This is a genomic window from Arthrobacter sp. CAN_A1 (genome assembly GCF_015751665.1).
Taxonomy (GTDB): domain Bacteria; phylum Actinomycetota; class Actinomycetes; order Actinomycetales; family Micrococcaceae; genus Arthrobacter_D.
This window is the reverse complement of the sequence record NZ_JADOUR010000006.1, coordinates 15,613-37,017: the sequence shown is the minus strand read 5'-3', so window position 1 is coordinate 37,017 and position 21,405 is coordinate 15,613. Positions and strand designations below refer to the sequence as shown.

General features: G+C 66.4%; 22 protein-coding genes and 1 pseudogene. 15 read left to right on the top strand and 8 right to left on the bottom strand.

Features of this window, described 5'->3' with window-relative positions:
- Positions 1–4: 4 nt before the first annotated feature.
- Complete coding sequence (locus tag IWX62_RS08655) at positions 5–1,309, top strand: MFS transporter (protein ID WP_196840998.1); 1,305 nt, start codon at positions 5–7, stop codon at positions 1,307–1,309.
- 39 nt (positions 1,310–1,348) lie between these two features.
- Here IWX62_RS08655 and IWX62_RS08650 read toward each other — a convergent pair whose 3' ends face one another.
- Positions 1,349–1,795, bottom strand: coding sequence for a DUF1844 domain-containing protein (locus tag IWX62_RS08650; RefSeq protein ID WP_196840997.1), 447 nt, complete (start codon positions 1,793–1,795; stop codon positions 1,349–1,351).
- Positions 1,796–2,138: 343 nt separating this feature from the next.
- Here IWX62_RS08650 and infC point away from each other — a divergent pair, with 343 nt between their 5' ends.
- The 4 genes from infC to IWX62_RS08630 all read left to right on the top strand — a co-directional run bounded on the left by infC (position 2,139) and on the right by IWX62_RS08630 (position 4,941).
- The gene (gene infC, locus IWX62_RS08645; RefSeq protein WP_442859250.1) at positions 2,139–3,167 is read left to right on the top strand and encodes a translation initiation factor IF-3; all 1,029 of its coding nucleotides are present in this window, start codon (positions 2,139–2,141) and stop codon (positions 3,165–3,167) included.
- 111 nt (positions 3,168–3,278) lie between these two features.
- Entirely contained in the window at positions 3,279–3,473 is a 195-nt protein-coding gene (gene rpmI, locus IWX62_RS08640) for a 50S ribosomal protein L35 (RefSeq protein ID WP_019483418.1), read from the top strand.
- Between the two features lie 97 nt (positions 3,474–3,570).
- Positions 3,571–3,987, top strand: a complete 417-nt coding sequence (gene rplT / locus IWX62_RS08635; protein WP_196840996.1) for a 50S ribosomal protein L20 — start codon at positions 3,571–3,573, stop codon at positions 3,985–3,987.
- A gap of 45 nt (positions 3,988–4,032) precedes the next feature.
- Positions 4,033–4,941 carry a TrmH family RNA methyltransferase gene (locus IWX62_RS08630; protein WP_196840995.1) on the top strand — a complete coding sequence of 303 codons (909 nt, stop codon included), beginning with the start codon at positions 4,033–4,035 and terminating at the stop codon, positions 4,939–4,941.
- Between the two features lie 10 nt (positions 4,942–4,951).
- Here the strand turns inward: IWX62_RS08630 and IWX62_RS08625 are convergent, their stop codons facing one another.
- Positions 4,952–6,172, bottom strand: coding sequence for an MFS transporter (locus IWX62_RS08625; RefSeq protein ID WP_196840994.1), 1,221 nt, complete (start codon positions 6,170–6,172; stop codon positions 4,952–4,954).
- Positions 6,173–6,367: 195 nt separating this feature from the next.
- On the opposite strand from IWX62_RS08625, the gene IWX62_RS08620 reads away from it, so the two are divergent.
- Positions 6,368–6,769 (top strand): DUF6855 family protein, encoded by a 402-nt coding sequence (locus IWX62_RS08620; protein WP_196840993.1) that lies wholly within the window; start codon positions 6,368–6,370, stop codon positions 6,767–6,769.
- 40 nt (positions 6,770–6,809) lie between these two features.
- On the top strand, positions 6,810–7,253 hold the full coding sequence (locus IWX62_RS08615; RefSeq protein WP_333483310.1) for a (deoxy)nucleoside triphosphate pyrophosphohydrolase: 444 nt from the start codon (positions 6,810–6,812) through the stop codon (positions 7,251–7,253).
- On the opposite strand, the gene IWX62_RS08610 is transcribed toward IWX62_RS08615, so the two are convergent.
- Positions 7,250–8,323 (bottom strand): Rv2578c family radical SAM protein, encoded by a 1,074-nt coding sequence (locus IWX62_RS08610; RefSeq protein WP_196840991.1) that lies wholly within the window; start codon positions 8,321–8,323, stop codon positions 7,250–7,252. The genes IWX62_RS08615 and IWX62_RS08610 overlap by 4 nt on opposite strands.
- Positions 8,324–8,404: 81 nt before the next feature.
- Between IWX62_RS08610 and IWX62_RS08605 the strand changes: the two genes are divergently transcribed.
- From IWX62_RS08605 to pcp, 4 genes are all read left to right on the top strand, one after another.
- Positions 8,405–9,403, top strand: a complete 999-nt coding sequence (locus IWX62_RS08605) for an ABC transporter ATP-binding protein (RefSeq protein WP_196840990.1) — start codon at positions 8,405–8,407, stop codon at positions 9,401–9,403.
- Entirely contained in the window at positions 9,400–10,245 is an 846-nt protein-coding gene (locus IWX62_RS08600) for an ABC transporter permease subunit (RefSeq protein WP_333483309.1), read from the top strand. The genes IWX62_RS08605 and IWX62_RS08600 overlap by 4 nt, the downstream gene beginning before the upstream one ends.
- A gap of 103 nt (positions 10,246–10,348) precedes the next feature.
- Positions 10,349–11,548, top strand: coding sequence for a cysteine desulfurase-like protein (locus IWX62_RS08595; RefSeq protein WP_196840989.1), 1,200 nt, complete (start codon positions 10,349–10,351; stop codon positions 11,546–11,548).
- Positions 11,549–11,659: 111 nt separating this feature from the next.
- Complete coding sequence (gene pcp / locus IWX62_RS08590) at positions 11,660–12,304, top strand: pyroglutamyl-peptidase I (RefSeq protein WP_196840988.1); 645 nt, start codon at positions 11,660–11,662, stop codon at positions 12,302–12,304.
- Positions 12,305–12,328: 24 nt separating this feature from the next.
- Here the strand turns inward: pcp and IWX62_RS08585 are convergent, their stop codons facing one another.
- The 4 genes from IWX62_RS08585 to IWX62_RS08570 form a co-directional block, all read right to left on the bottom strand.
- Positions 12,329–12,631: a hypothetical protein gene (locus tag IWX62_RS08585; RefSeq protein ID WP_196840987.1), complete on the bottom strand. Its 303-nt coding sequence runs from the start codon at positions 12,629–12,631 to the stop codon at positions 12,329–12,331.
- Positions 12,628–12,873: a hypothetical protein gene (locus IWX62_RS08580; protein ID WP_196840986.1), complete on the bottom strand. Its 246-nt coding sequence runs from the start codon at positions 12,871–12,873 to the stop codon at positions 12,628–12,630. The genes IWX62_RS08585 and IWX62_RS08580 overlap by 4 nt, the downstream gene beginning before the upstream one ends.
- Positions 12,874–13,120: 247 nt before the next feature.
- A complete protein-coding gene (locus IWX62_RS08575) occupies positions 13,121–13,765 on the bottom strand; it encodes an SIMPL domain-containing protein (RefSeq protein ID WP_196840985.1) in 645 nt (214 codons plus the stop codon).
- On the bottom strand, positions 13,762–14,220 hold the full coding sequence (locus IWX62_RS08570; protein ID WP_196840984.1) for a DUF4157 domain-containing protein: 459 nt from the start codon (positions 14,218–14,220) through the stop codon (positions 13,762–13,764). Before IWX62_RS08570 ends, IWX62_RS08575 begins: the two co-directional genes overlap by 4 nt.
- 143 nt (positions 14,221–14,363) lie before the next feature.
- Here IWX62_RS08570 and pheS point away from each other — a divergent pair, with 143 nt between their 5' ends.
- Both pheS and pheT read left to right on the top strand, forming a co-directional pair.
- A complete protein-coding gene (gene pheS, locus IWX62_RS08565; RefSeq protein ID WP_196840983.1) occupies positions 14,364–15,455 on the top strand; it encodes a phenylalanine--tRNA ligase subunit alpha in 1,092 nt (363 codons plus the stop codon).
- A 2-nt stretch (positions 15,456–15,457) separates the two neighbouring features.
- Positions 15,458–17,998: a phenylalanine--tRNA ligase subunit beta gene (pheT, locus tag IWX62_RS08560; protein ID WP_196840982.1), complete on the top strand. Its 2,541-nt coding sequence runs from the start codon at positions 15,458–15,460 to the stop codon at positions 17,996–17,998.
- Between the two features lie 98 nt (positions 17,999–18,096).
- Here the strand turns inward: pheT and IWX62_RS08555 are convergent.
- Positions 18,097–19,063, bottom strand: a pseudogene (locus IWX62_RS08555) (quinone oxidoreductase family protein).
- 130 nt (positions 19,064–19,193) lie between these two features.
- Here IWX62_RS08555 and argC point away from each other — a divergent pair.
- Positions 19,194–20,225: an N-acetyl-gamma-glutamyl-phosphate reductase gene (gene argC / locus IWX62_RS08550; RefSeq protein ID WP_196840981.1), complete on the top strand. Its 1,032-nt coding sequence runs from the start codon at positions 19,194–19,196 to the stop codon at positions 20,223–20,225.
- Complete coding sequence (argJ, locus tag IWX62_RS08545; RefSeq protein WP_196840980.1) at positions 20,222–21,391, top strand: bifunctional glutamate N-acetyltransferase/amino-acid acetyltransferase ArgJ; 1,170 nt, start codon at positions 20,222–20,224, stop codon at positions 21,389–21,391. Before argC ends, argJ begins: the two co-directional genes overlap by 4 nt.
- The last annotated feature ends 14 nt before the right edge of the window (positions 21,392–21,405 follow it).

Sequence of the window (21,405 nt, the reverse complement as noted above, 5' to 3'; positions counted from 1 at the left end):
CCACGTGAATTTTGCCCTCTACCGGGACCTGTTGCGCATCGTCCCCGTGCGGCGTCTGCTGATTGTCGGCATGATCGCCCGATTCCCCCACTCAGCGGCCGGTGTCCTACTGACACTCCATGTGGTCCAGACCCTTGACCGCGGGTACGCCGAAGCCGGTGCCGTGGCGGCACTCCTGACCATCGGCATCGCCGTGGGAGCCCCGTGGCGGGGGCGCCGGGTGGATAGTGCAGGGCTGCGGAAAGCCCTGATCCCCTCGGTCGTCGCCGAAGCCGTCATCTGGTCCGTCGCCCCGCAACTGTCCTACGAGTGGCTGCTCCTTGCCGCACTGATCGGTGGGCTGTTCACCCTTCCCGCGTTCTCGGTGGTCCGGCAGTCCCTTGGCGTCATGGTGACCGGGGAGAAGCGCCGGACGGCGTTCACCCTGGACGCTATCGGCACCGAGATGATCTTCATGGTGGGGCCGGCCCTCGGCGTCGTTTTGGCGACGCAGGTCTCGACCGTGCTGGGCCTGACCCTCGTGGGGCTCGCGACCGCCGGTGCCGGCTTGTTCTTGATGTGGTTCAACCCTCCGACCCGCAGTGAGCAGCTCGGTGCGGCGCGTGTCGACCCCACCGACGCCGAAGACGAGGCGGCAGCCGTGGGCGCCGTGGTCGCGTCAGCACCAGCGCACGTGGGTGAGGCGTCCGCTGAGCTGTACCCGGGGGCACGCTCCACCGGTGGACGGTCTGCGTTGAGGGAGCGGGTAGCCGGCAGCTTCGCCTGGCTGACAATCGCGGTGGCAGTGGTCATGGTGGTCGCTGCAGGAGCAGGGATGGTGCTCGCCGGAACCGAGGTAGGCATTGTCGCTGCTCTGGAGGAGACGGGACGTGAGGGCGAGCTGGGGCTGGTCTTCGCCGCCTGGTGCGCGGCCTCGGTGGTCGGCGGGCTGATCTATGGGGCGCTGCACCGGCCGGTATCGCCGCTGCTGCTGCTCCTGATGATGGGCCTGTTCACCATCCCGATGGGCTTCGCCGAGAACACCCTGACCTTATGTCTCCTGTCCATCCTGCCGGGTCTCCTGTGCGCGCCGGTCCTCTCCGCAGCCTCCGAGCGGGTGGCTGACCTCGTGGTGGAGGAACGCCGCGGTGAGGCGATGGGGTGGTACGGCTCGGCGCTGACCTCGGGTGTCGCGCTCGGCGCACCCCTGGCCGGGATCACCATCGACACGGTGGGGCCGTCTGCCGCCTTCACGACCGTCGGTGCGGCCGCCGTCGTGATCTGTCTGCTCGGTCTGGGAGCCCAGCAGGTGCGACGACGGCGCCGCTAGCCGGGGGGCCCGTCGCGGCGGGACCCCCGGGAATGAAGCCTAGTTGACCGCGCCGGTGAACTTTTCGCCTGGCCCCTTGCCGGGGGCGTCCTGGATGATCGAGGCCTCACGGAACGCCAACTGCAGTGAACGGAGTCCGTCGCGCAGCGGTCCGGCGTGCTGGCCGCCGATCTCGGGTGCCGCTGCCGTGACAAACCCGGCCAGCGCTGTGATGATCTTGCGGGCCTCATCGAGGTCCTTGAGTTCCTCGGCGTCGTCGCCTTCGGCCAGGCCACACTTCACGGCTGCTGCGCTCATCAGGTGCAGGGCGGAGGTCATGATCAGTTCCACGGCGCTGACCTCGGCGATGTCACGCCGGACCTGCCGGCCGTCATCGGCCGCAGCCGGAGAATCCTGGGGTAAGGACTCCGTGGCCGGGGCGCCGCTGGCGCCGGGTGCCTGGAAGATGTTGCGTGCGCTGTCTTGATTATTAGCCGGAGTGCTCATGCTGGTAAGCTTGTCATAGACCGACTGGAGGTCGCTATTTCCTGCGCCTGCGAAGGCCATGAAAAAGATCACTTCCAGTCTGCAAGCGGAGATTCTCCCACCCGCGATTGCCAGGTGTTTCGTTTCGGAACATGGTGGCAGCCGGGTTAGGTCGGTACGTGCTGTCTGAGGCAACTGTCTCACCAGTACGGTTCCACAGGATTGTGGATCCCGCCGATCATTGAGGCCTCTGATTGCACTGCAATCGGGGGCCTTCTTCTATTGCACGTGGTGACACTTCATAAGATTTCAGGAGCAACACATTAGCGAGCCAAGAATCAATGATCGTATCCGCGTCCCTGAGGTGCGGTTGGTAGGACCTGCGGGCGAACAGGTAGGCATCGTCCGTATTGAGGATGCTCTCCGTCTTGCCTCCGAGTCAGACCTTGATCTTGTTGAGGTTGCACCGCAGGCCAAGCCTCCGGTTGCCAAGCTGATGGATTTTGGCAAGTACAAGTACGAAGCCGCGGTCAAGGCCCGTGAGGCGCGCAAGAATCAGACGAACACGGTTCTCAAGGAGATCCGGTTCCGCCTGAAGATTGACACTCACGACTACGAGACCAAGCGTGGCCATGCGATGCGCTTCCTGGGTGCCGGTGACAAGGTCAAGGCCATGATCCAGTTCCGTGGACGCGAGCAGCAGCGACCTGAGATGGGTATCCGCCTGTTGCAGAAGTTCGCCGAGGACGTTGCCGAGGTTGGCATCGTGGAATCCACTCCACGCATCGACGGTCGCAATATGGTCATGGTCATCGGGCCGGTCAAGAACAAGGCTGAAGCCAAGGCTGAGGCGCGGCGCGCCACCCAGCGTGCCGACGCCAAGGCTGCGAACGAGGCAGTGAAAGCCGGCACCGAGAAGCTGGACACCACTCCGGACAAGGCGCCCATGACGCAGAGCCTCGCCGACCTGCTCCCTGATGGGTACTCGACCACCGCTTCCCAGGAGGCAGCCGAGGAGGCTGCAGCCCAGGAAGTGATTGCGGCTGAGGTAGCGGCGAAGGAAGCCGCGGCACAGGAAATCGTCGACCGTGAGAAGGCCGTTCAGGACAAGGCTGATCAGGAAGCCGCAGCGGCTGAGGCCGCGAAGGCTGCCAAGGCAGCTGAGAAAGCTGCCGCTGACGCACCGAAGGCACCGGCCAAGGCATCTGCGAAGGCGGCGGAGAAGCCGGCAGCGGCTGCGAAGCCTGCCGCTGCAGCAAAGCCGGTTGCGGCGCCGAAGCCGATGGCGGCGCCCAAGCCGACAGCGATGCCGAAGCCAGCAACACCCAAACCTGCCAGCAAGGCGGCTCCCCGGAGCACGCCGAACCGGCCTAAGCCAAGCACCTCCGACTAGGGTTCATCCCCGTCGGAGCCGCCAGGCGCCCGAATAAACCCGCAGGCACCCCCGCGGGTGCCGTACGAGCCACCTGCAATAGCGGGTGGAAACCAAAGGAGATCGGTTCTCATGCCGAAGATGAAGACCCACAGCGGTGTCAAGAAGCGTTTCAAGCTGACCGGAAGCGGCAAGCTCAAGCGCCAGCAGGCCAACCGCCGCCACTACCTGGAGCACAAGCCCTCCACGCTGACTCGCCGTCTCGGTAGCGACAAGATTGTTTCGAAGGCCGATACCAAGGTCATCAAAAAGATGCTCGGCATCTAACTCACCAACCAACTTAACCGGCGCTGGGCCAGTCCACTGCGAATCGCAGGACAGGCCGTCACTAGGATGCCGGTAGATCTACTGAAGGAGTACGCACGTGGCACGTGTGAAGCGGGCGGTAAACGCCCACAAGAAGCGTCGGGTAATTCTCGAGCGGGCAAAGGGCTACCGCGGGCAGCGCTCACGCCTGTACCGCAAGGCCAAAGAACAGCTGCTGCATTCGTTTGTTTACAGCTACGGTGACCGCCGCAAGCGCAAGGGTGACTTCCGTCGCCTCTGGATCCAGCGCATCAACGCTGCGTCCCGCGCCAACGGCCTGACCTACAACCGTTTGATCCAGGGCCTGAAGGCCGCTGAGATCCAGGTTGACCGCCGGATGCTGGCCGAGCTGGCAGTTTCCGATGCCAATGCGTTCTCCGCACTGGTGCAGATTGCCAAGAACTCCCTGCCCGCCGACACCTCAGCTCCCGCTGGGGCTCAGGCTTCGGCTGCCAAGGCTCCAGCCAAGGCATAATCTGCTCCGTTTCCGGCCCGGCCGGATTACTGAGAACATCAGTACATGACTAACACCGGACGCCCTGCGGCACCGCCCATGACCAACCCCCGAGCTGATCGGGTGAAGGAAGTGGCACGGCTCGCAGGGCGTCCGGCCCGTTTAAGGCAGGGCAGGTTCCTCGCCGAGGGCCCGCAGTCCGTCAGGGAGGCCCTGACCCTTCATGCGGCACGCCGGGCTGCCGGTGCGCCCGCGGTGATTGAGGAACTCTTCATCACCGAGGAGTGCCTCGAGCGGCACGCCGAGCTTGGCCTGTTCGAGGGCCAGCCAACCCCCCGGCTGGTGACCGAGGAAGTCCTGGCCGAAATGTCCTCCACGGTCACCCCCCAGGGTGTGATTGCTGTGTGCGCCTTCGTTGATGTCACGCTCGACGCGGTACTCGCCGGGGAGCCCCGGCTGGTCGCGGTGATGGTGGAGGTGCGTGATCCCGGTAACGCCGGTACCATCCTCCGCGCCGCCGATTCAGCGGGTGCCGACGCCGTGGTGCTGACGTCGTCGAGCGTTGACCTGTACAACCCGAAGGCGGTCCGCTCCACAGTCGGTTCGCTGTTTCACCTGCCGGTGGTCCTGGGCGCCGATCTGGACCTGGTGCTCTCCTCCCTGCGTGACCGCGGCATCACGGTGTTGGCGGCCGATGGGTACGGCGACGTCGATCTTGATGTCCTCCAGGAGGGGAGCGCGCGACGGCGGCTCGCCCCGGCGGCAGGGGAGGGCGGCTCGGCCGGGGAGGCGCAACTCGAGGCGCCGACGGCGTGGCTCTTTGGCAACGAAGCGCAGGGGCTGCCCGACGTCGTGCTCAAGGGCGCCGACCACCGGGTGGCCGTGCCCATCTATGGGCGGGCCGAGAGCCTCAACGTGGGGACCGCGGCGACGGTCTGCCTCTACGCTTCAGCGAGGGCGCAACGCCTCGGTTGACCGGTACGCCTCAGCTGACCGGTACGTTTTCCGCGGGCCGGACCGCCGCGCTGCGACGGTCCATGCGACCGCTGACCAGCGCTACGGCTAGGCCGACGACGGCCAGCACTGCTCCCACGAGGGCGGGCGCGGTATAACCCCACCCGGCGGCAATCACTGCGCCGCCGAGGAACGCGCCGAGTGCGTTGGCAATGTTCAGGGCTGCATGGTTCAGGGACGAAGCGAGCGAGGGCGCGTCGGGGGAGACGTCGAGCAGGCGCACCTGGAGCGAGGGGATCAGCATGGCGCCGATCGCGCCGACCAGGAAGACAAACAGCAGGGCGGTGGGCGCCCACTGGACGGCGAAAGAGAAAGCCACCAGCGCCACGGCAATCACGCCCATCACCCAGTAGATAGTGCCCATCACCGAAATATCGGCCAGGCGGCCGCCGACAATGTTTCCGGTCACCATGCCGAGCCCGTAGAGGGCGACGACGAAGGGCAGGGTCGCTTCGGGGAGTCCTGTTACTTCGGTCATGGTCGGGGAGATGTAGGAGTAAACCGCGAAGAACCCGCCGAAACCGACCGTGCCGATGAGTAGCGTCATCCAAACCTGGCCGCGCTGCAGCGCGCCGAGCTCCCGCCGGATGCTGGCGTTTTGGAGGACCTTCTGGTGCGGGACGCTACGCGAGATCATCCAGATGGTGACCAACCCGATGACGCCGACGAGCAGGAACATGGTCCGCCAGCCGAACATCTGGCCCAGCCAGGTGGCGAACGGGACACCAATGACGTTGGCGATGCTGAGCCCCAACATCACCATCGCGACGGCGTGCGCGCGTCGTGTGGGCGCGGATAGGGAAGCGGCGATCACTGCTGCGATACCGAAGTAGGCTCCGTGCGGCAGGCCCGACATGAAGCGGGAGAACAGGAGCCAGCCGTAGTCGGCGGCAAAGTAGGACGACAGGTTTCCCACGGTGAAAAGCACCATCAGGCCGAGCGCCATCCCCTTGCGGGGGAGGCGGGCGCCGAGCGCTGCAAGCAGGGGAGCGCCGATGACGACGCCGATCGCGTAGGCCGAGATCACATGCCCACCCTCGGGGATGGAAATATTGAGATCGCCCACCATCTCCTGCAGGAGCCCCATGATGGCGAACTCGGTGGTGCCGATGCCGAAGCCGCCCATCGCGAGAGCGATGATGGCAAAGTTCAGCTGACGTGGGGTCAGAGTGGTACTTCGGGCGTCAGACATGAAACTCGTTTCGGCGACTGGGTGTGATCAGTGGGCGTGCGTCTGTAGAACGCAACGCAGCGACGCCGTTGTCTATTTCAACTGTAATGCCGCACGCCAAGGCCGCACGCGCTATCGGTACTGGTTAGGGTGGTCTCCGCAGCCGTGACGGCCTAGGGTGGGCACCAAAGTCCCTCCACTGATGTAAGGAAGATCATGGCAGCCGGAACCAAAGACGACCCCTGCGTACTCACCACCGCGCCAGGATCCTCCCAGTACACGATGTATCGGGAAGAGGATGCCGATCCGCCTGCCCTGGTGTGCCAAGTTGGGAGCACCACCCTCAGGTATCAGTTGCGGGCGATCGAGGATCTTGGCGCGTGGCTGTCCTCCCAAGACGGTTGGGTGCCGCTTGGTGCCGCCGATGAGAGCAAGCCAGCACCCGACGGGTCGGTCGAGGCGTGGGGTCGGTCCGAGGCGAACCCCGTGGGCGGCTGGTATGGCCTCCGCAAGGGCTACCGTGGGCGTTTTGGCATGTATCTCCCGCCACTCCTTGAAGAGCTGGGGCTTGTGGAGCTCACCCATAACAAGAGGAACAACCAGGTCCGGGCACTGTAGGGCAGTTCAGTGGCCGGAGCCTGCCCGCTACACTCGGTTCGTGCCTGTTGAGAAGTTACCGCGCCAGATTGTCGGCGCCGCGATTGTTGATTCCCTCGCCCATCCCACCCGGCTGCTCGCTGCCCGCCGGACCGCTCCCGAGCAATTTGCCGGCAAGTGGGAGTTCCCGGGCGGGAAAGTCGAGGCAGGGGAATCTGACACGGAGGCTCTTCACCGTGAGCTACTTGAGGAACTGGGGGTGACGGTGGCGCTGGGCACCGAAGTAAGGGGACCCCTCCCCGGCGGCTGGCCCCTGAACGAGCATGCTGCCATGCGGGTGTGGCTCGCCGAGCTGACCGCCGGTGAGCCGAAGCCTCTGGAGGATCATGATGTTCTTGCCTGGGTTCCCCTCGCCGGGTCGACCGAGCTGGTGGACCTCGCCTGGATCCCGGCGGACCGTCCCATTGTTGACGCACTGCTGGCCCAGGTGAGTGCCCCGCTCTAGAACAGCGTCTGTTCTGCCCCAGCTGCCGGTAACGGTGAGGCTGGTGAGGACGAAGCTGCCGCGGGAGCGCCGTCGTCGTGGGGAACCCCCGGTTCAAGCTCCCTGAAAAACTGGGCCCCGGAGGTGAACCCATGGTTGGCCCGGTGGTGCCGGATACGGCCGGACAGCCAGGTCCGGTACTCCTTCGACGCGTAGCTTCCACCACGGTAGAGCCGCTGATAGCGCCCCACCAGTGCAGGGTGGTGGGCGGCCAGCCAGTCCATGTACCACTCGCGGGCGCCGGGACGCAGATGTAATGCGCCCGCCGAAACGCCCGTCGCACCGGCAGCTGCCAGCGCTCCAAACAAGGCATCCATTGACTCGTCATTATCCGTCAGCCACGGCAGGATCGGCATGGCCAGGACGTCACAGGGGAGGCCTGCGTCCCGCAACCGGCTGATCAACTCCAGCCGCGCCTTGGGTGTCGGGGTACCTGGCTCCACCGCGTGGGCCAACACCGGATCGATAATGGCCAGGGAAATGCCCATCCCGATCTGCACCGCGGCGGATGCCGTCTTAAGCAGCGGGATATCCCGTGCCAGCAGTGTGCCCTTGGTGAGGATGGAAAACGGTGTTCCGGAATCGGCAAGAGCGCCGATGATGGCGGGCATCAACCGGTACCGGCCTTCGGCCCGCTGATACGGGTCGGTGTTGGTCCCCATCGCCACATGCTCACGCTGCCACGACCGCCGCAATACCTCGCGGCGCACCACTTCCCCAGCATTTGTCTTCACCACGAGCTGCGAATCGAAGTCCAGCCCGGTGTCCAGGTTGAGGTAGCTGTGTGTTTTGCGGGCAAAGCAGTACACGCAGGCGTGCGAGCAGCCCCGGTACGGATTGATGGTCCAGTGGAACGGCATGCTCGAGTTGCCGGGAACCCGGTTGAGCACCGATTTGGCCAGTACCTCGTGGAACGTGATTCCGGCGAACTCGGGCGTCCTGACCGTCCGGACCAGCCCGCTGAGGGGGAGTAGAGCCTCCTGCGGACCGGGCTCCGATGTCGTCGTCGTACTCTGGCCAACCCATCTCATTAATACATTAGAACATATATTCTACTGTAATGCCGGGAGGAGTATGCTGTGGATTCTGGGGCAGGAAGCGGGTTGTGAGCCATGAACCAGGTGATTGAGGTTGAGGGACTTCGGAAGTCATTCGGCAGTCGTGAAGTGCTGCACGGCATCGGCTTTGGGGTGGAGCGCGGCGAGGTCTTCGGGGTGATTGGGCCGAACGGGGCCGGCAAGACCACCACCATGCGATGTTTGCTCGACATTATTCGCCCCAGTGCTGGAACCATCAGAATCCTGGGAGAGAATCCGGGTGCCGCGGGACCCAGGCTCAGGCGAAGGATCGGTTACCTGCCCGGAGAACTCTTCCTGGAACAACGCATTACCGGGCGGCGTCTGCTGGCCCACTATGCGGCGATCAGCGGACCGGTCCGGCAAGGCCGGGCAGATGAGCTGGCCGAACGGTTCAACCTCGATCTGGACCGGCACACCCGGAAACTATCCAAGGGCAACAAACAGAAGCTCGGCCTGGTCCAGGCCTTCATGCATGACCCCGACGTGCTGATTCTGGATGAGCCCACCAGCGGCCTTGATCCACTGATCCAGCAGGAGTTCAGGGCGCTCCTGCGGGAAGCCCAGCACAACGGCCAGACCACGTTCCTCAGCTCACATGTCCTGAGCGAGATCCAGCAGGTGGCAGACCGGGTGGCGATCCTGCGTGACGGCGACATTGTGCAGGTGTCGACGGTAGCCGCGCTGCGCGAGGGTGCCCTGCGCCAGGTCAGGATCTCCGTGACCGGCCTGAGCGGCTCCGAGCTTGAACTACGGCTTCGGGGTGTGCCCGGCCTTCAACCGATGGAGGTGAAGGAGACCGAATCCACCATTGACATGACTGCGACCCTTGAAGGTGCCATCCAGCCTCTTGTCCGCGCGCTGGCACCCCTTGAGTTGTCGGATCTGGTCATCGAGGAACCGGACCTCGAGGAATCGGTGCTCACCCTGTATGGAGGTGCGATACATGGTGGTGTGGGCGAGGCCAATGCCGGGGAAGCCCTGAATCCGGGGCGTGCGGCACGCCGCCCGAAGACTGTAGGGAGTCGGCGATGACTGGCTCGGCGCACTCCGTCACCCGTGGCACCCGCGCGGGGCCCGTGCCGACCCTGCCACTGTTCAGACGGGCACTGGTGGACCATTGGCGGTCTACGGCTGCGTGGACGGTCGGCCTTGCGGGTGCCATCCTGCTGTACCTGCCGCTGTACCCCTCGATCGGCAACAGTCCTGAGATGCAGGATGTGGTCAACGCGCTGCCACCAGAAATGACCAAGGCCCTGAACTATGACCAGATCGCGTCAGGGCCTGGCTACACCCAGGCCACCATCTTCGGTCTCATCGGGTTCCTCCTCGTGACGATCGCCTCGGTGGCCTGGGGTGCGTCAGCGGTGGCAGGCGATGAGGAGTCCGGGCAGCTCGAACTCACCCTCGCCCATGCGGTGACCCGGCCCCAGGTGGTGCTCGAAAGGGCGCTGGCGATGGGTGTCCGGATCGCAACGCTCGCCGCCGTGGTGTTTGTCCTGGTGTGGATTCTCAACGAGCCAGCCCAGCTGGGGCTCGAAACTCAGTACCTGTTTGGTGCAACAGTCCTGTTTGCGGGGCTGGGGCTCCTGAGCGGCATGACAGCCCTTTTCGCGGGGGCAGTCAGCGGCAGGAAGGTGTATGGGCTGGCCGCCGGCACGGGGGTTGCCGTTCTCAGCTACGTCTTCAACGCCGTTGGACGGCAGAGCCCCGATCTGGGGTGGCTGCTGAACCTCTCGCCCTACCACTGGGCCTATGGCAATTCACCGGTTGCCAACGGCGCCGACTGGAGTGCTGCCGCTTGGCTGTGGGGCATCGCGGTTGCCCTCGCCGGGCTCAGCGCGGTTGCGCTACACCGCCGGGACGTTGGAATCTAGCGAGGGCCAGACGTCGACGACGCCGACCGTTTCGCTGGTTAGCCACTCCCGCGTCGCGCCCTTTAGGCTGTTGCCACGCCTTGCCCACCCGTGAAAGGACCCCATGCCGCTCGACGTCGAGAGTCTGCGCTCCCATTTCCCTTCCCTGTCTTCGGGGATAGCCCACTTTGACGGTCCCGGGGGAACCCAGACGCCGAGCGGCGTCGGACAGGCCATCGCGGACACGCTGACCAGCCCGCTGTCCATCAGGGGTAGCTCGGTCGCCTCGGAACGGAACGCTGAGGCGGCGGTGCTCGGATTTCGGTCGGCGATGGCGGACTTCCTCAACGCGGATCCCCTCGGAGTTGTGTACGGCCGCAGCGCCACGCAGCTCACCTACGAATTCGCTAAGCACCTCAGCGCCCGGTGGGGCCCGGGTGACGAAGTGATTGTGACCCGACTGGATCATGACTGCAACATCCGTCCCTGGGTTCAGGCAGCCGAGCATCAAGGAGCGACAGTGCGCTGGGTGGGTTTCGATCCAGCCACCTCCGAGCTGAACCTCGACGAGATGAAGGCCGCCCTGGGCCCCCAGACGCGGCTCGTCGCAGTTACCGCAGCGTCCAACCTGCTTGGCACCATGCCCGATATCCCGGTGATCGCGACCATGGTGCACGACGTCGGGGCCCTCCTGTACGTCGATGGGGTCCACTACGCTGCCCATGCCAGCGTCGATGTGAAGGCGCTCGGAGCCGACTTCTTCGTCTGCTCGCCCTACAAGTTCCTCGGCCCGCACTGCGGCGTCCTCGCCGCCTCGCCCGCCCTGCTGGAGACACTGACCCCGGACAAACTTCTGCCCTCCACCAATGCCGTCCCCGAACGCTTCGAACTCGGTACCCTGCCGTACGAGATCATGGCTGGCGCGACGGCGGCAGTGGACTTCATCGCCGCCCTGGGCGGGGGCGGCGGGTCGCGCCGGGAGCGCCTCGTTGCAGCCCACTCCGACATCGAGCAGCACGAGTCGTTCCTCCTGCGCCTCCTGGAGACTGCGCTCGCGGACCTGCCAGCGGTGACAGTCCACTCACGTGCCGCCGCCCGGACCTCGACCCTGTTGCTCACCTTCGCCGGCCACCCCGCCGCCGACGTGAGCCGGTTCCTCGCCGAACGGAACGTCCTGGTACCTGCCAGCAACTTCTACGCCATCGAAGCGGCGGGCGTGCTGGGGCTGGGGGAGGCCGGCGGATTGCGGGCGGGGCTGGCACCCTACACGACCCTGGACGACGTCCAGCGGTTGATTGAAGGGCTGACAGCGTTCCTCGCCTGAGTCCGCGAGACTTCGGGCCCGGAAAACAGTGGCCCACCCGCAGGATCGCTGCGGGGCAACCACTCAGGTGCGGCTCCGCCACTCCTCTGAGCCGTCGCCTAGGCTTGAGCCATGATTCTCCTCACCGGATTCGAGCCGTTCGGCGGCGAAGCGATCAACCCGTCGTGGCAGGCGGCCGGGCAGGCCGCAGCAGACCTGAGCCAGTGCGGCGTCGAAGCGGTCGCCGTCGAGCTGCCCTGTGCCTTCGTCGAAAGCATCGCGGCCCTGCGCGATGCAGTTCGGCTGCATCGCCCCGACCTGGTGCTCTGCGTGGGCCAGGCGGGGGGACGGTCTAAAGTCTCCCTGGAGCGGGTGGCGATCAACATCGACGACGCCAGGATCCCCGACAACTCAGGCAACCAGCCCATCGATAGCCCGGTCCGGGCCGACGGCCCCGCCGCCTACTTCTCCACCCTGCCCATCAAACAGGCGCTCCAGGACCTGACAGATTCGGGCATCTCCGCCGAAATCTCCCAAACCGCCGGCACCTATGTCTGCAACCATGTGTTCTACGGTCTGATGGATCTCCTGGCGATGCCCCCCGACGGCGGCGCCCGCGGTGGGTTCATCCACGTCCCCTACTCATCGGACCAGGCCGCCGTTCACGCGGCCCCCGGTATGCCCGTCGCCGACATGGCAGCCGCACTCCGTGTCATTGCACTGACCAGCCAACGCACGACGTCGGACCTTCGCCTGGCAGCAGGCGCAGAGCACTAGCCCGGAGGCGGCAACCCCAACCCGCTACTCAATTTGTGGGCAAAAGACGGTGCCGGTGCCCGCCAGCCCTCCGCCTGGGCGGTAACCGTCGCCACCCCATCGGCGGCCTCGTCCGGTGTGACAAGGCCCGACTCCCAGTCCGCCGGGCGTCAACGCCACCGCCGAGACGAGCGCGATGACGACGGCGACCGCAGCCGTGGTGGTCAACGCCACCCGCCAGCGATACAGGCGCATCCCGGCCAGGAGAGGGCGGTCAATCGAGGCCGGATAGGACTGGAACCGGTCGCTGGCTTCCGCCGCGAGGAATTCGCGGAACCCCGGGTTCACGGCGCTGCCTGCTGCGCTTCAGCCTTGGCAGTACCGGCCCGGAGATCAGTGTGTACCTGGTCAATGGGCCGGTCGGTGATCCCTGCGATCTGACCGGAGGAGAGACCAGCAAAGTCGTGAAGGGCGACGGCGGACCGCTCGGGTCGGTCCAGGGTGGAGAGCACCGAGCCGGGCCCGCCCCCGAACGTGGTGGCCCGGGCGTCCAGCCCTGGTGCGCCGCGACGGGTCGGACAAGATGGCAAAGGACAAACGTGCGAAGGTCCTGGGTGACCGGGCCCAACCAATCGAGGGGCCACAGGATCCCGGCGCCAACCAGTGCAATCCCGGACGCTCCCAGCACCAACCGTTGGGGAGTCAACAGCGGCCGCCACGACCGCCTGGGAACATTACACACTTCACCCGATGCACCCCGAACCCGGTCTGCGTAGTAGTACGCAAGGCGTTACGACGCCGTTATCAGGCGCCAGGATTCAGGCAAGGAGGCGAAGACTATTCCGACCTGCCGATGCGCCAGCTCACCGTTACGCTGCAGACGACGGCGGCCTCGCCGGGGACTACCGGCATCGACGAATCCCCGGCCAGCATGGTGCGCATCATGGGGCGGGAACCAGCGCCCGCTTCTTCGGACACGCTGTCCACGGCGCCGAGAGTGCACCCGGCCAGGTCCGCCCACCGTTGTGCCCGGTCGCGTGCGTCCTGCCAGGCCGCCTTCTGGGCCAGGTTGGCCCGGGCAGCAGGATCGGAGAACCCGAAGGTCAGGGAGGTGATGCGGGCGTCGTCGCCGCCCGCGAGCACCACGGCGTCGAGGACTTCCGAAGCGGACGCCAGATTGTCGATCGTCACCGTGAGATCCTGCGAGGCAACGTACCCGGACACCTGCTGCTCCTGGTTCTCGCCCCACCGGATGTCGGCCCGCAACCCGACCTGGCGGGTGGCCCGGGTCAGGGCGGGGAAGGCCAGGGCGTCAAGGGCATCAAACACCCTCGACGCTGCCTCGGCAGCCTGGAGATAGGCGTGCGGGGCCGTCGGACGGCGAACCTCCACCCCGACGTCGAGGTGCAACCGGTCGGGCACGCCACTGACCGAGCCTGTACCGGTGACCGTGATGGTTGGAACGTCAGGGCTGGACGTCATGATGGTCCCCTTTTCGCGAAGACGGCAGAGAGCGACGCTGCAAGCGGCCGCGCGGGTCGCTGGACATACCCGCCATCGGCCAGTCCGGCCAGGCGCTCAAAAATGTTGGCGGACGCAGGGTCGCCGGTACGGAGGAGGGAAAAAGCTGCCGCCCCGAAGTAGAGGGGTAGGAAGGGTAACCCCAGGCAGACGGCGTACTGGGTGCTGTGCCGGGATTCGTGGGCGAGGAGTGCCGGTCGGGGTGTCCCCGCAGTGGCCGACGCACGGAACAGGATGACATTCCCTACGGTGAAGGCGCTCGCGACCGGCATTGTTCCGGTGTAGCCGAAGGCGAGGAGAAGTCCGTCAGGGCCGGGACGGAGGTCACACCGTTTCGCTGTCGCCAGGAGCAGCCCCGCCGCCGTGGACAGGTTCAGCCAGTTGAGCAGCCATCGCGTTCTGTGGGCCGGGACCATGGAAGTCATCCTAGTACGTGGGTCACTGCCGCCCATTGGGGACTCGGCGCCGGTGTTAGCTAGACTTGCACCGTCTGCCAACGGTCACCGGATCCGCGGTGAAAAACCAGTTGCCCACCACCACTGAAGGTATGAACATTTCGATGTCTGACTCCACACAGCCGGGCGGACCCGCCCACGCGACGTCCGCCGTCGTCGACGTTCCTTCTCCGCTGGATGCCGAGGCGATTGGCGCGACAGTCGACAGTGCGCTCGCCGCCATTGCCGCCGCAGCGGATCTTGACGCGCTCAAGCAGGTCCGCATCGCCCACACCGGCGATAAGTCTCCGCTCAGCCTGGCGAACCGGGGCATTGGCGCCCTCGCCAAGGAGGAGAAGGCGGCCGCCGGAAAGAACATCGGACCCGCCCGCGGCAGGATCAACGCTGCGCTCGCCGCCCGCACCACCGAACTAGAAGCGGAACGCGACGCGCGGATCCTCGTCGAAGAGGCAGTGGACGTCACGGCGGCCCCGCGCCGTCGTCGTGCCGGCGCCCGCCACCCACTGTCCACCCTGCAGGAACGCGTCAGCGACATCTTCGTCGGCATGGGCTGGGAAATCGCCGAAGGCCCCGAACTGGAATCGGAGTGGTTCAACTTCGACGCCCTTAACTTCTTGCCGGACCACCCGGCCCGCGACATGCAGGACACGTTCTTCGTCGAGCCACCCGAAGCGCACCTGCTGCTGCGCACCCACACCTCACCGGTCCAGGTACGCTCGATGCTTGAGCGTCCCCTGCCGCTGTACGTGCTGTGCCCCGGCAAGGTCTTCAGGACCGACGAGTTGGACGCGACCCACACCCCCGTGTTCCACCAGTTCGAGGGGCTGGCCATCGACCGGAACCTCAGCATGGCCGACCTGCGCGGGACACTCGAGCACTTTGCCCGCCTGATGTTCGGCGACGCCGCCCAGATCCGGCTGCGCCCGAACTTCTTCCCCTTCACCGAGCCGTCAGCCGAACTCGACATCTGGCACCCCGGCGCCAAGGGCGGCCCGCAGTGGATTGAATGGGGCGGTTGCGGCATGGTGCACCCCAATGTGCTGCGCGCCGCAGGCATCGATCCGGAGGAGTTCTCCGGGTTCGCCTTCGGCATGGGTATTGAACGAACCCTGATGTTCCGCAACGAGGTAGGGGACATGCGGGACATGATTGAGGGCGATGTACGGTTCAGCGAGCACTTCGGGATGGAGATCTAAGCATGCGTATTCCACTTTCCTGGTTGCGTGAATTCGCACAGGTCCCAGCCGGTGCCACCGCCGAAGATGTGATGGCCGAACTGGTCAAGGTCGGCCTCGAAGAAGAAGCAGTCCACCGGCCCACCGACACCCTGTCCGGGCCCGTCGTCGTCGGCCAGGTCCTGTCCGTCGTCAAGGAACCGCAGACCAACGGCAAAACCATCAACTGGTGCCAGGTCCGGGTAGTGCCCGAGGGGCAGCCCCAGACCCTGACCCACGAGGGCATTGACCCGTCGGGCGTGCAGGGCATCGTCTGCGGCGCCCATAACTTCGTCGAGGGCGACAAAGTAGTGGTCACCCTCCCGGGTGCCGTGCTGCCCGGCGACTTCCGCATCGCCGCCCGCACCACCTACGGCCATGTCTCGGCAGGCATGATCGCCTCGGTGCGCGAGCTCGGCATCGGCGACGACCACGACGGCATCCTGGTCCTTTCCACCCTGGGGCTCGACCCGGATGTGGGCTCCGACGCCATGGAACTGCTCGGCCTCTACGACCAGGCAGCCGAAATCAACGTCACCCCGGACCGCAGCTACTGCTTCTCGATCCGCGGCGTTGCCCGCGAGTACGCGCACGCCACCGGGACCACCTTCATCGACCCGGCGAGCCAGGTCACCGCCCCGGCGGGCCTGTCCGGAGGGTACCCGGTCGCGCTGAGCGACGAGGCGCCGATCTACGGCAAGCCGGGCTGCGACAGGTTCGTCGCCCGCACCGTGCACGGCGTTGATGCGACCCGTCCCACCCCGCCGTGGATGGCTTCCCGGCTGCGCCTGGCGGGGATCCGCTCCATCTCGCTGCCGGTGGACATCTCCAACTACGTGATGCTCGAACTCGGGCAGCCCACCCACTGCTACGACCAGGACAAGCTCTCCGGCGGGATTGTGGTCCGCCGGGCAACCCCGGGGGAGACCCTGAAGACCCTCGACGACAAGGTCCGCAAGCTCGACGTCGAAGACCTCCTGATCGCCGACGCCTCCGGTGGCATCGGTATCGCAGGCGTCATGGGCGGCGCCGACACCGAGGTCTCCGACACCACCACCACCGTGCTCATTGAGGCCGCGCATTTCGATGAGGTGTCGATCGCCCGCTCACGCCGCCGCCACAAGCTCCCGTCTGAAGCATCCAAGCGGTTCGAACGCGGCGTGGACTGGCAGGTTGCAGGTATCGCAGCCCAGCGCGTCGTTGACCTGCTGGTTGAACTCGCCGGCGGCACCGCCGACGACGCCGGAACCGACGTCGGCACCCAGCCCGGCGCCGTCGTCATCGACCTGCCCTCCGGCTACCCGGCCCTCCGGATCGGGATGGACTTCACCGACGAGCAGATCACCGGTGCCCTCACCGATCTGGGGGCGGTCGTGGAAGCGCACGATGGCGGTCACACAGTCACGGCGCCGAGCTGGCGGCAGGACCTGCAGATCAAGGACGACCTCACCGAGGAGATTGCCCGGCTGGTGGGCTACGACAAGATCCCGTCGCGGCTTCCCGTCGCACCCCCAGGCAGCGGCCTGTCCCGCGTCCAGGTGCAGCGCCGCCGGGTGCTGCAGGCGCTGGCCGACGCCGGCCTCACCGAGGTGCTGTCCTACCCGTTTGTGTCACTGGACAGCAACACCACCTTCGGTTCGCCCGACGGGTCGGAGCAGCCGTCGGTCAAACTGGCCAACCCGCTGAGCGCGGAACTGGGCTTCCTGCGCCGCTCGGTGCTGCCGGGCCTGATCGAGGTGGCGAAGCGTAACCACTCCCGTGGTTTCCGCGATCTGGCGTTGTATGAGGCAGGCCTGGTGTTCCTGCCGCAGGAAACGGTCGGTAGCCGGAGCATTCCGGTGCTCGGCGAGCGTCCTTCGGAGGAGGTCCTGGACGGGCTCTATGACGGGCTGCCCGATCAACCGTTGACCATCGCTGCAGTGTTCACCGGCAACGACTCACCCGCCGGAGCCAACCACCAGCCGCGGCCGTGGGACTGGGCCGATGCCCTGGACACGGTCCGGCTGATGGCCGACGTCGTCGGCGTGGACCTCGAGATCGCCCAGGGCGAGCATCAGGCGTTCCACCCCGGGCGCACTGCCCGCATCGCGCTGCGGACCGGCGAACTGCTCGGCTACGCCGGCGAGCTGCACCCGAAGCTCCTCGCCGCGCACGATCTGCCGGCCCGGACCGTTGCTGTGGAAATCAACGCCGACCTGCTGTTCGACGCCGCACCGGATGTGATTGTCGCGAAGCACCTTTCCACCTTCCCTGCCACCACGCAGGATGTGGCGTTGGTGGTCGTCGGCGGACTGCCCGCAGACGTCGTCCAGTCGACCCTTCGCGAAGGTGCGGGGGAGCTCCTCGAGGACGTGCACCTGTTTGACGTGTACGACGGGACGGGAATCGAGGACGGGCACAAGTCGCTCGCCTTCGCCCTGCGGTTCAGGGCACCGGACCGGACGCTGACCGCCGATGAGGCCAGCGGGGCCCGCGACGCGGCAGTCCATCTGGCCGCCGAACGCCACGGTGCCGTCCAGCGCTAGACCTGACGTCCAGCGCTGGTCCTGCACGTCGGGCAGCTACTGCCGTGCAGGTCTGCCCAGAAGCCGGGCAGACCTGCGCGGATCTATGGTCACTGCAGTTAGGGAACGAGTAGCACTTTCCCGGTGGTTTTGCGTGCCTCGAGGTCCTCGTGGGCCCGGGCTGCAGCCTCCGGCGGATAGGTCGCCCCGATCCTGACCTTCAACGAGCCGTCCACCACCGCCGCGAAGACCTCTGATGACCGCCAGCGCCGCTCTTCGACGCTGAGCAGGTGATCGAGCAGTTTCGGACGGGTGAGGTAGACCGACCCGGTCGCGGCCAGACGCTGCGGGTCGAACGCCGGAACCGGCCCGGACGCGGCCCCAAACAGCACCAGCGTGCCCCGCTTCCGCAGCGACGCCAGTGACCCGTCGAAGGTGGCCCGGCCCACGCCGTCGTACACCACATCCCCCCCCGACGCCGTTGGTCAGTTCACGGACTGCGGTATCGAAGCCTTCATAGCGCAGCACCTCGTCGGCGCCGGCCTCCCGGGCCAGCGCTTCCTTGTCGTCGGTGGACACCGTCGTGATGACCCGCGCCCCCTTGGCCTTGAGCAGCTGGATGAGCAACAGTCCCACCCCACCGGCACCCGCGTGCGTCAGAACTGTCTGCCCCACCTGCACTGGGAACGTGGTGTTGATCAGGTAGTGCGCGGTCATGCCCTGCAGCGGGAGCGCAGCCGCTGTCTCAAGACTGACCCCATCCGGCACCGGCAGGGCCCTATCGGCGTCCACCAGCGTGAACTGGGCATAGGTGCCGACTCCTTCCGCGAAAGCCACCCGGTCGCCGACGGCGAAACCCGACGCCTCGGGGCCCAACGCCACCACTTCCCCGGCGGCCTCGGCGCCTGGGGTGAAGGGGTACTTCACCGGGTAATAGCCGCTGCGCTGGTAGGTCTCGATGTAGTTGACGCCCGCCGCGGCTACCCGCACCACAAGCTCGGAGCCAGCCGGTGTGGGCTGATCCACCTCAGCGATCTTCAGTACGTCGGGTCCGCCGGCCTGCTGGATAACAATGGCTGTGGGCATCAAGAGTCTCCTTCATCGGGGTGCTGTTTCGTTGGCGCGCTGTGATCCCATGCTAGAACGCCCCGACCCCGACCCAGGGCGTATGCATAGTTATGTGGCTGTCTGTATATTCCTGTTGTAGAGTTGGATCATGACAATTTCGGTAGCAGTATCCGGTGCAAGCGGCTACGCCGGGGGTGAAGTGTTGCGTCTGCTCGCCTCCCATCCGTCGGTGACTATCGGTGCCATCACTGCTCACAGCAGCGCCGGTTCGCGGCTTGGCGAATTGCAGCCCCATCTGCACGCCCTCAGCGACCGCCTGCTCGAGGAAACCACAGTGGACAACCTCGCCGGTCACGACGTGGTGGTTCTTGCCCTCCCGCATGGAGCCAGCGCCGAGATCGCCGCCCAGCTGCCCGCCACCACGCTGGTGATCGACGCCGGAGCCGACCACCGGCTCACCGACCCCGCCGCCTGGGAGAAGTTCTACGGCTCCCCACATGCCGGCTCCTGGCCCTACGGCCTGCCCGAGCTGCCCGGCCACCGGGAAAAACTCCGCGGGGCCCGCCGGATTGCCGTGCCGGGCTGTTACCCCACCAGCTCCCTCCTCGCCCTGACGCCTGGCTTCGCGGCGGGCCTGCTGCAGCCCGGCGACGTCGTCATCGTCGCCGCATCCGGCACCTCCGGGGCCGGCAAGGCAGTCAAAGCCAACCTGCTGGGCTCCGAGGTGATGGGCGGAATGAGTCCGTATGGAGTAGGCGGCGGCCACCGCCACACCCCGGAAATCGAGCAGGGCCTCTCGCTGGCAGCGGGGGAGCAGGTCCAGGTGTCATTCACCCCCACGCTCGCGCCAATGTCCCGCGGCATCCTGACCACTGCCACCGCCAGGGTGCTGCCGGGCACCACCCCCGAACAGCTCAGGGACGCTTGGACCGCAGCGTACGACGACGAACCCTTCGTCACCGTGCTGCCGGAAGGACAATGGCCCGCGACCAAGGCAGTGCTCGGCTCCAACTACGCAAACCTCCAGTTGGCCTTCGACGAGCACGCGGGCCGGGCGATCGTGACCTGCGTGATCGACAACCTCACCAAGGGCACTGCCGGCGGCGCCATCCAGTCCATGAACATTGCCCTCGGTCTCCCTGAGACCGCCGGGCTCACCCTGCAGGGAGTAGCACCATGAGCATTACCGCACCGGCCGGATTCCGGGCCGCAGGCACCGCCGCCGGGCTCAAAGCCTCAGGCAACGCCGATGTTGCAGTGGTCGTCAACGACGGGCCGCTGCAGCACGCCGCCGCAGTCTTCACCACCAACCGGGTGGTAGCCGCGCCCGTGCTGTGGTCCCGCCAGGTGGTCTCCGACGGGCGGGTTGACGCAGTGGTCCTCAACTCCGGCGGAGCGAACGCCTGCACGGGTGCCGAAGGCTTTCAGAACACCCACGTCACCGCCGAACACGCCGCCGACGCGCTCGGCGTCTCCTCCGGTGACGTCTTCATCTGCTCCACCGGGCTGATCGGGGAGCAGCTTCCCATGGACAAGCTGCTGCCGGGAGTCAGCAACGCCGTCGCCCAGCTGTCCACAGCGGGCGGGCAGGCAGCAGCCGAAGCCATCATGACCACCGACTCGGTGTCCAAAGAAGCCCGCCACCCGGCGTCGGCCGATGCCCCCAGCGAGGGGTATTCCATCGGCGGAATGGCCAAGGGTGCTGGCATGCTCGCCCCCGGGCTCGCCACCATGCTGGTGGTCCTCACCACCGACGCCGTCGTCGATCCGGCCCAGCTGGACACGGCCCTGCGCCAGGCCACCCGCGTGACCTTCGACCGGACCGATTCTGATGGGTGCATGTCCACCAACGACACGGTGGTGTTGCTCGCCTCAGGTGCCAGCGGGGTCAGCCCCGACCCGCAGGAGTTCGCCGACGCGCTGACCGGGGTCTGCCACTCGTTGGCCCAGCAGCTGATCAAGGACGCCGAGGGGGCCAGCCACGACATCGCCATCACCGCCGTCAACGCGGCCAGCGAACAGGACGCCGAAACGGTGTGCCGGTCGGTGGCCCGCTCCAACCTCTTCAAGACAGCGATCTTCGGCAACGACCCCAACTGGGGTCGGGTGCTGGCAGCCGTGGGCACCACCGACGCGGCCTTTGAACCGGACCAGCTCAACGTGACGATGAACGGCGTGCAGATCTGCCGCAACGGCGGCATCGGTGACTCCCGGGACCTCGTGGACCTCACCGGGCGGGACGTCACCGTGGAGATCGATCTCAACGCCGGCACCGAGACCGCGACCATCTGGACCAACGACCTCACTCACGAATACGTGCACGAAAACTCGGCGTACTCGTCGTAGCCAGTATCCGCACC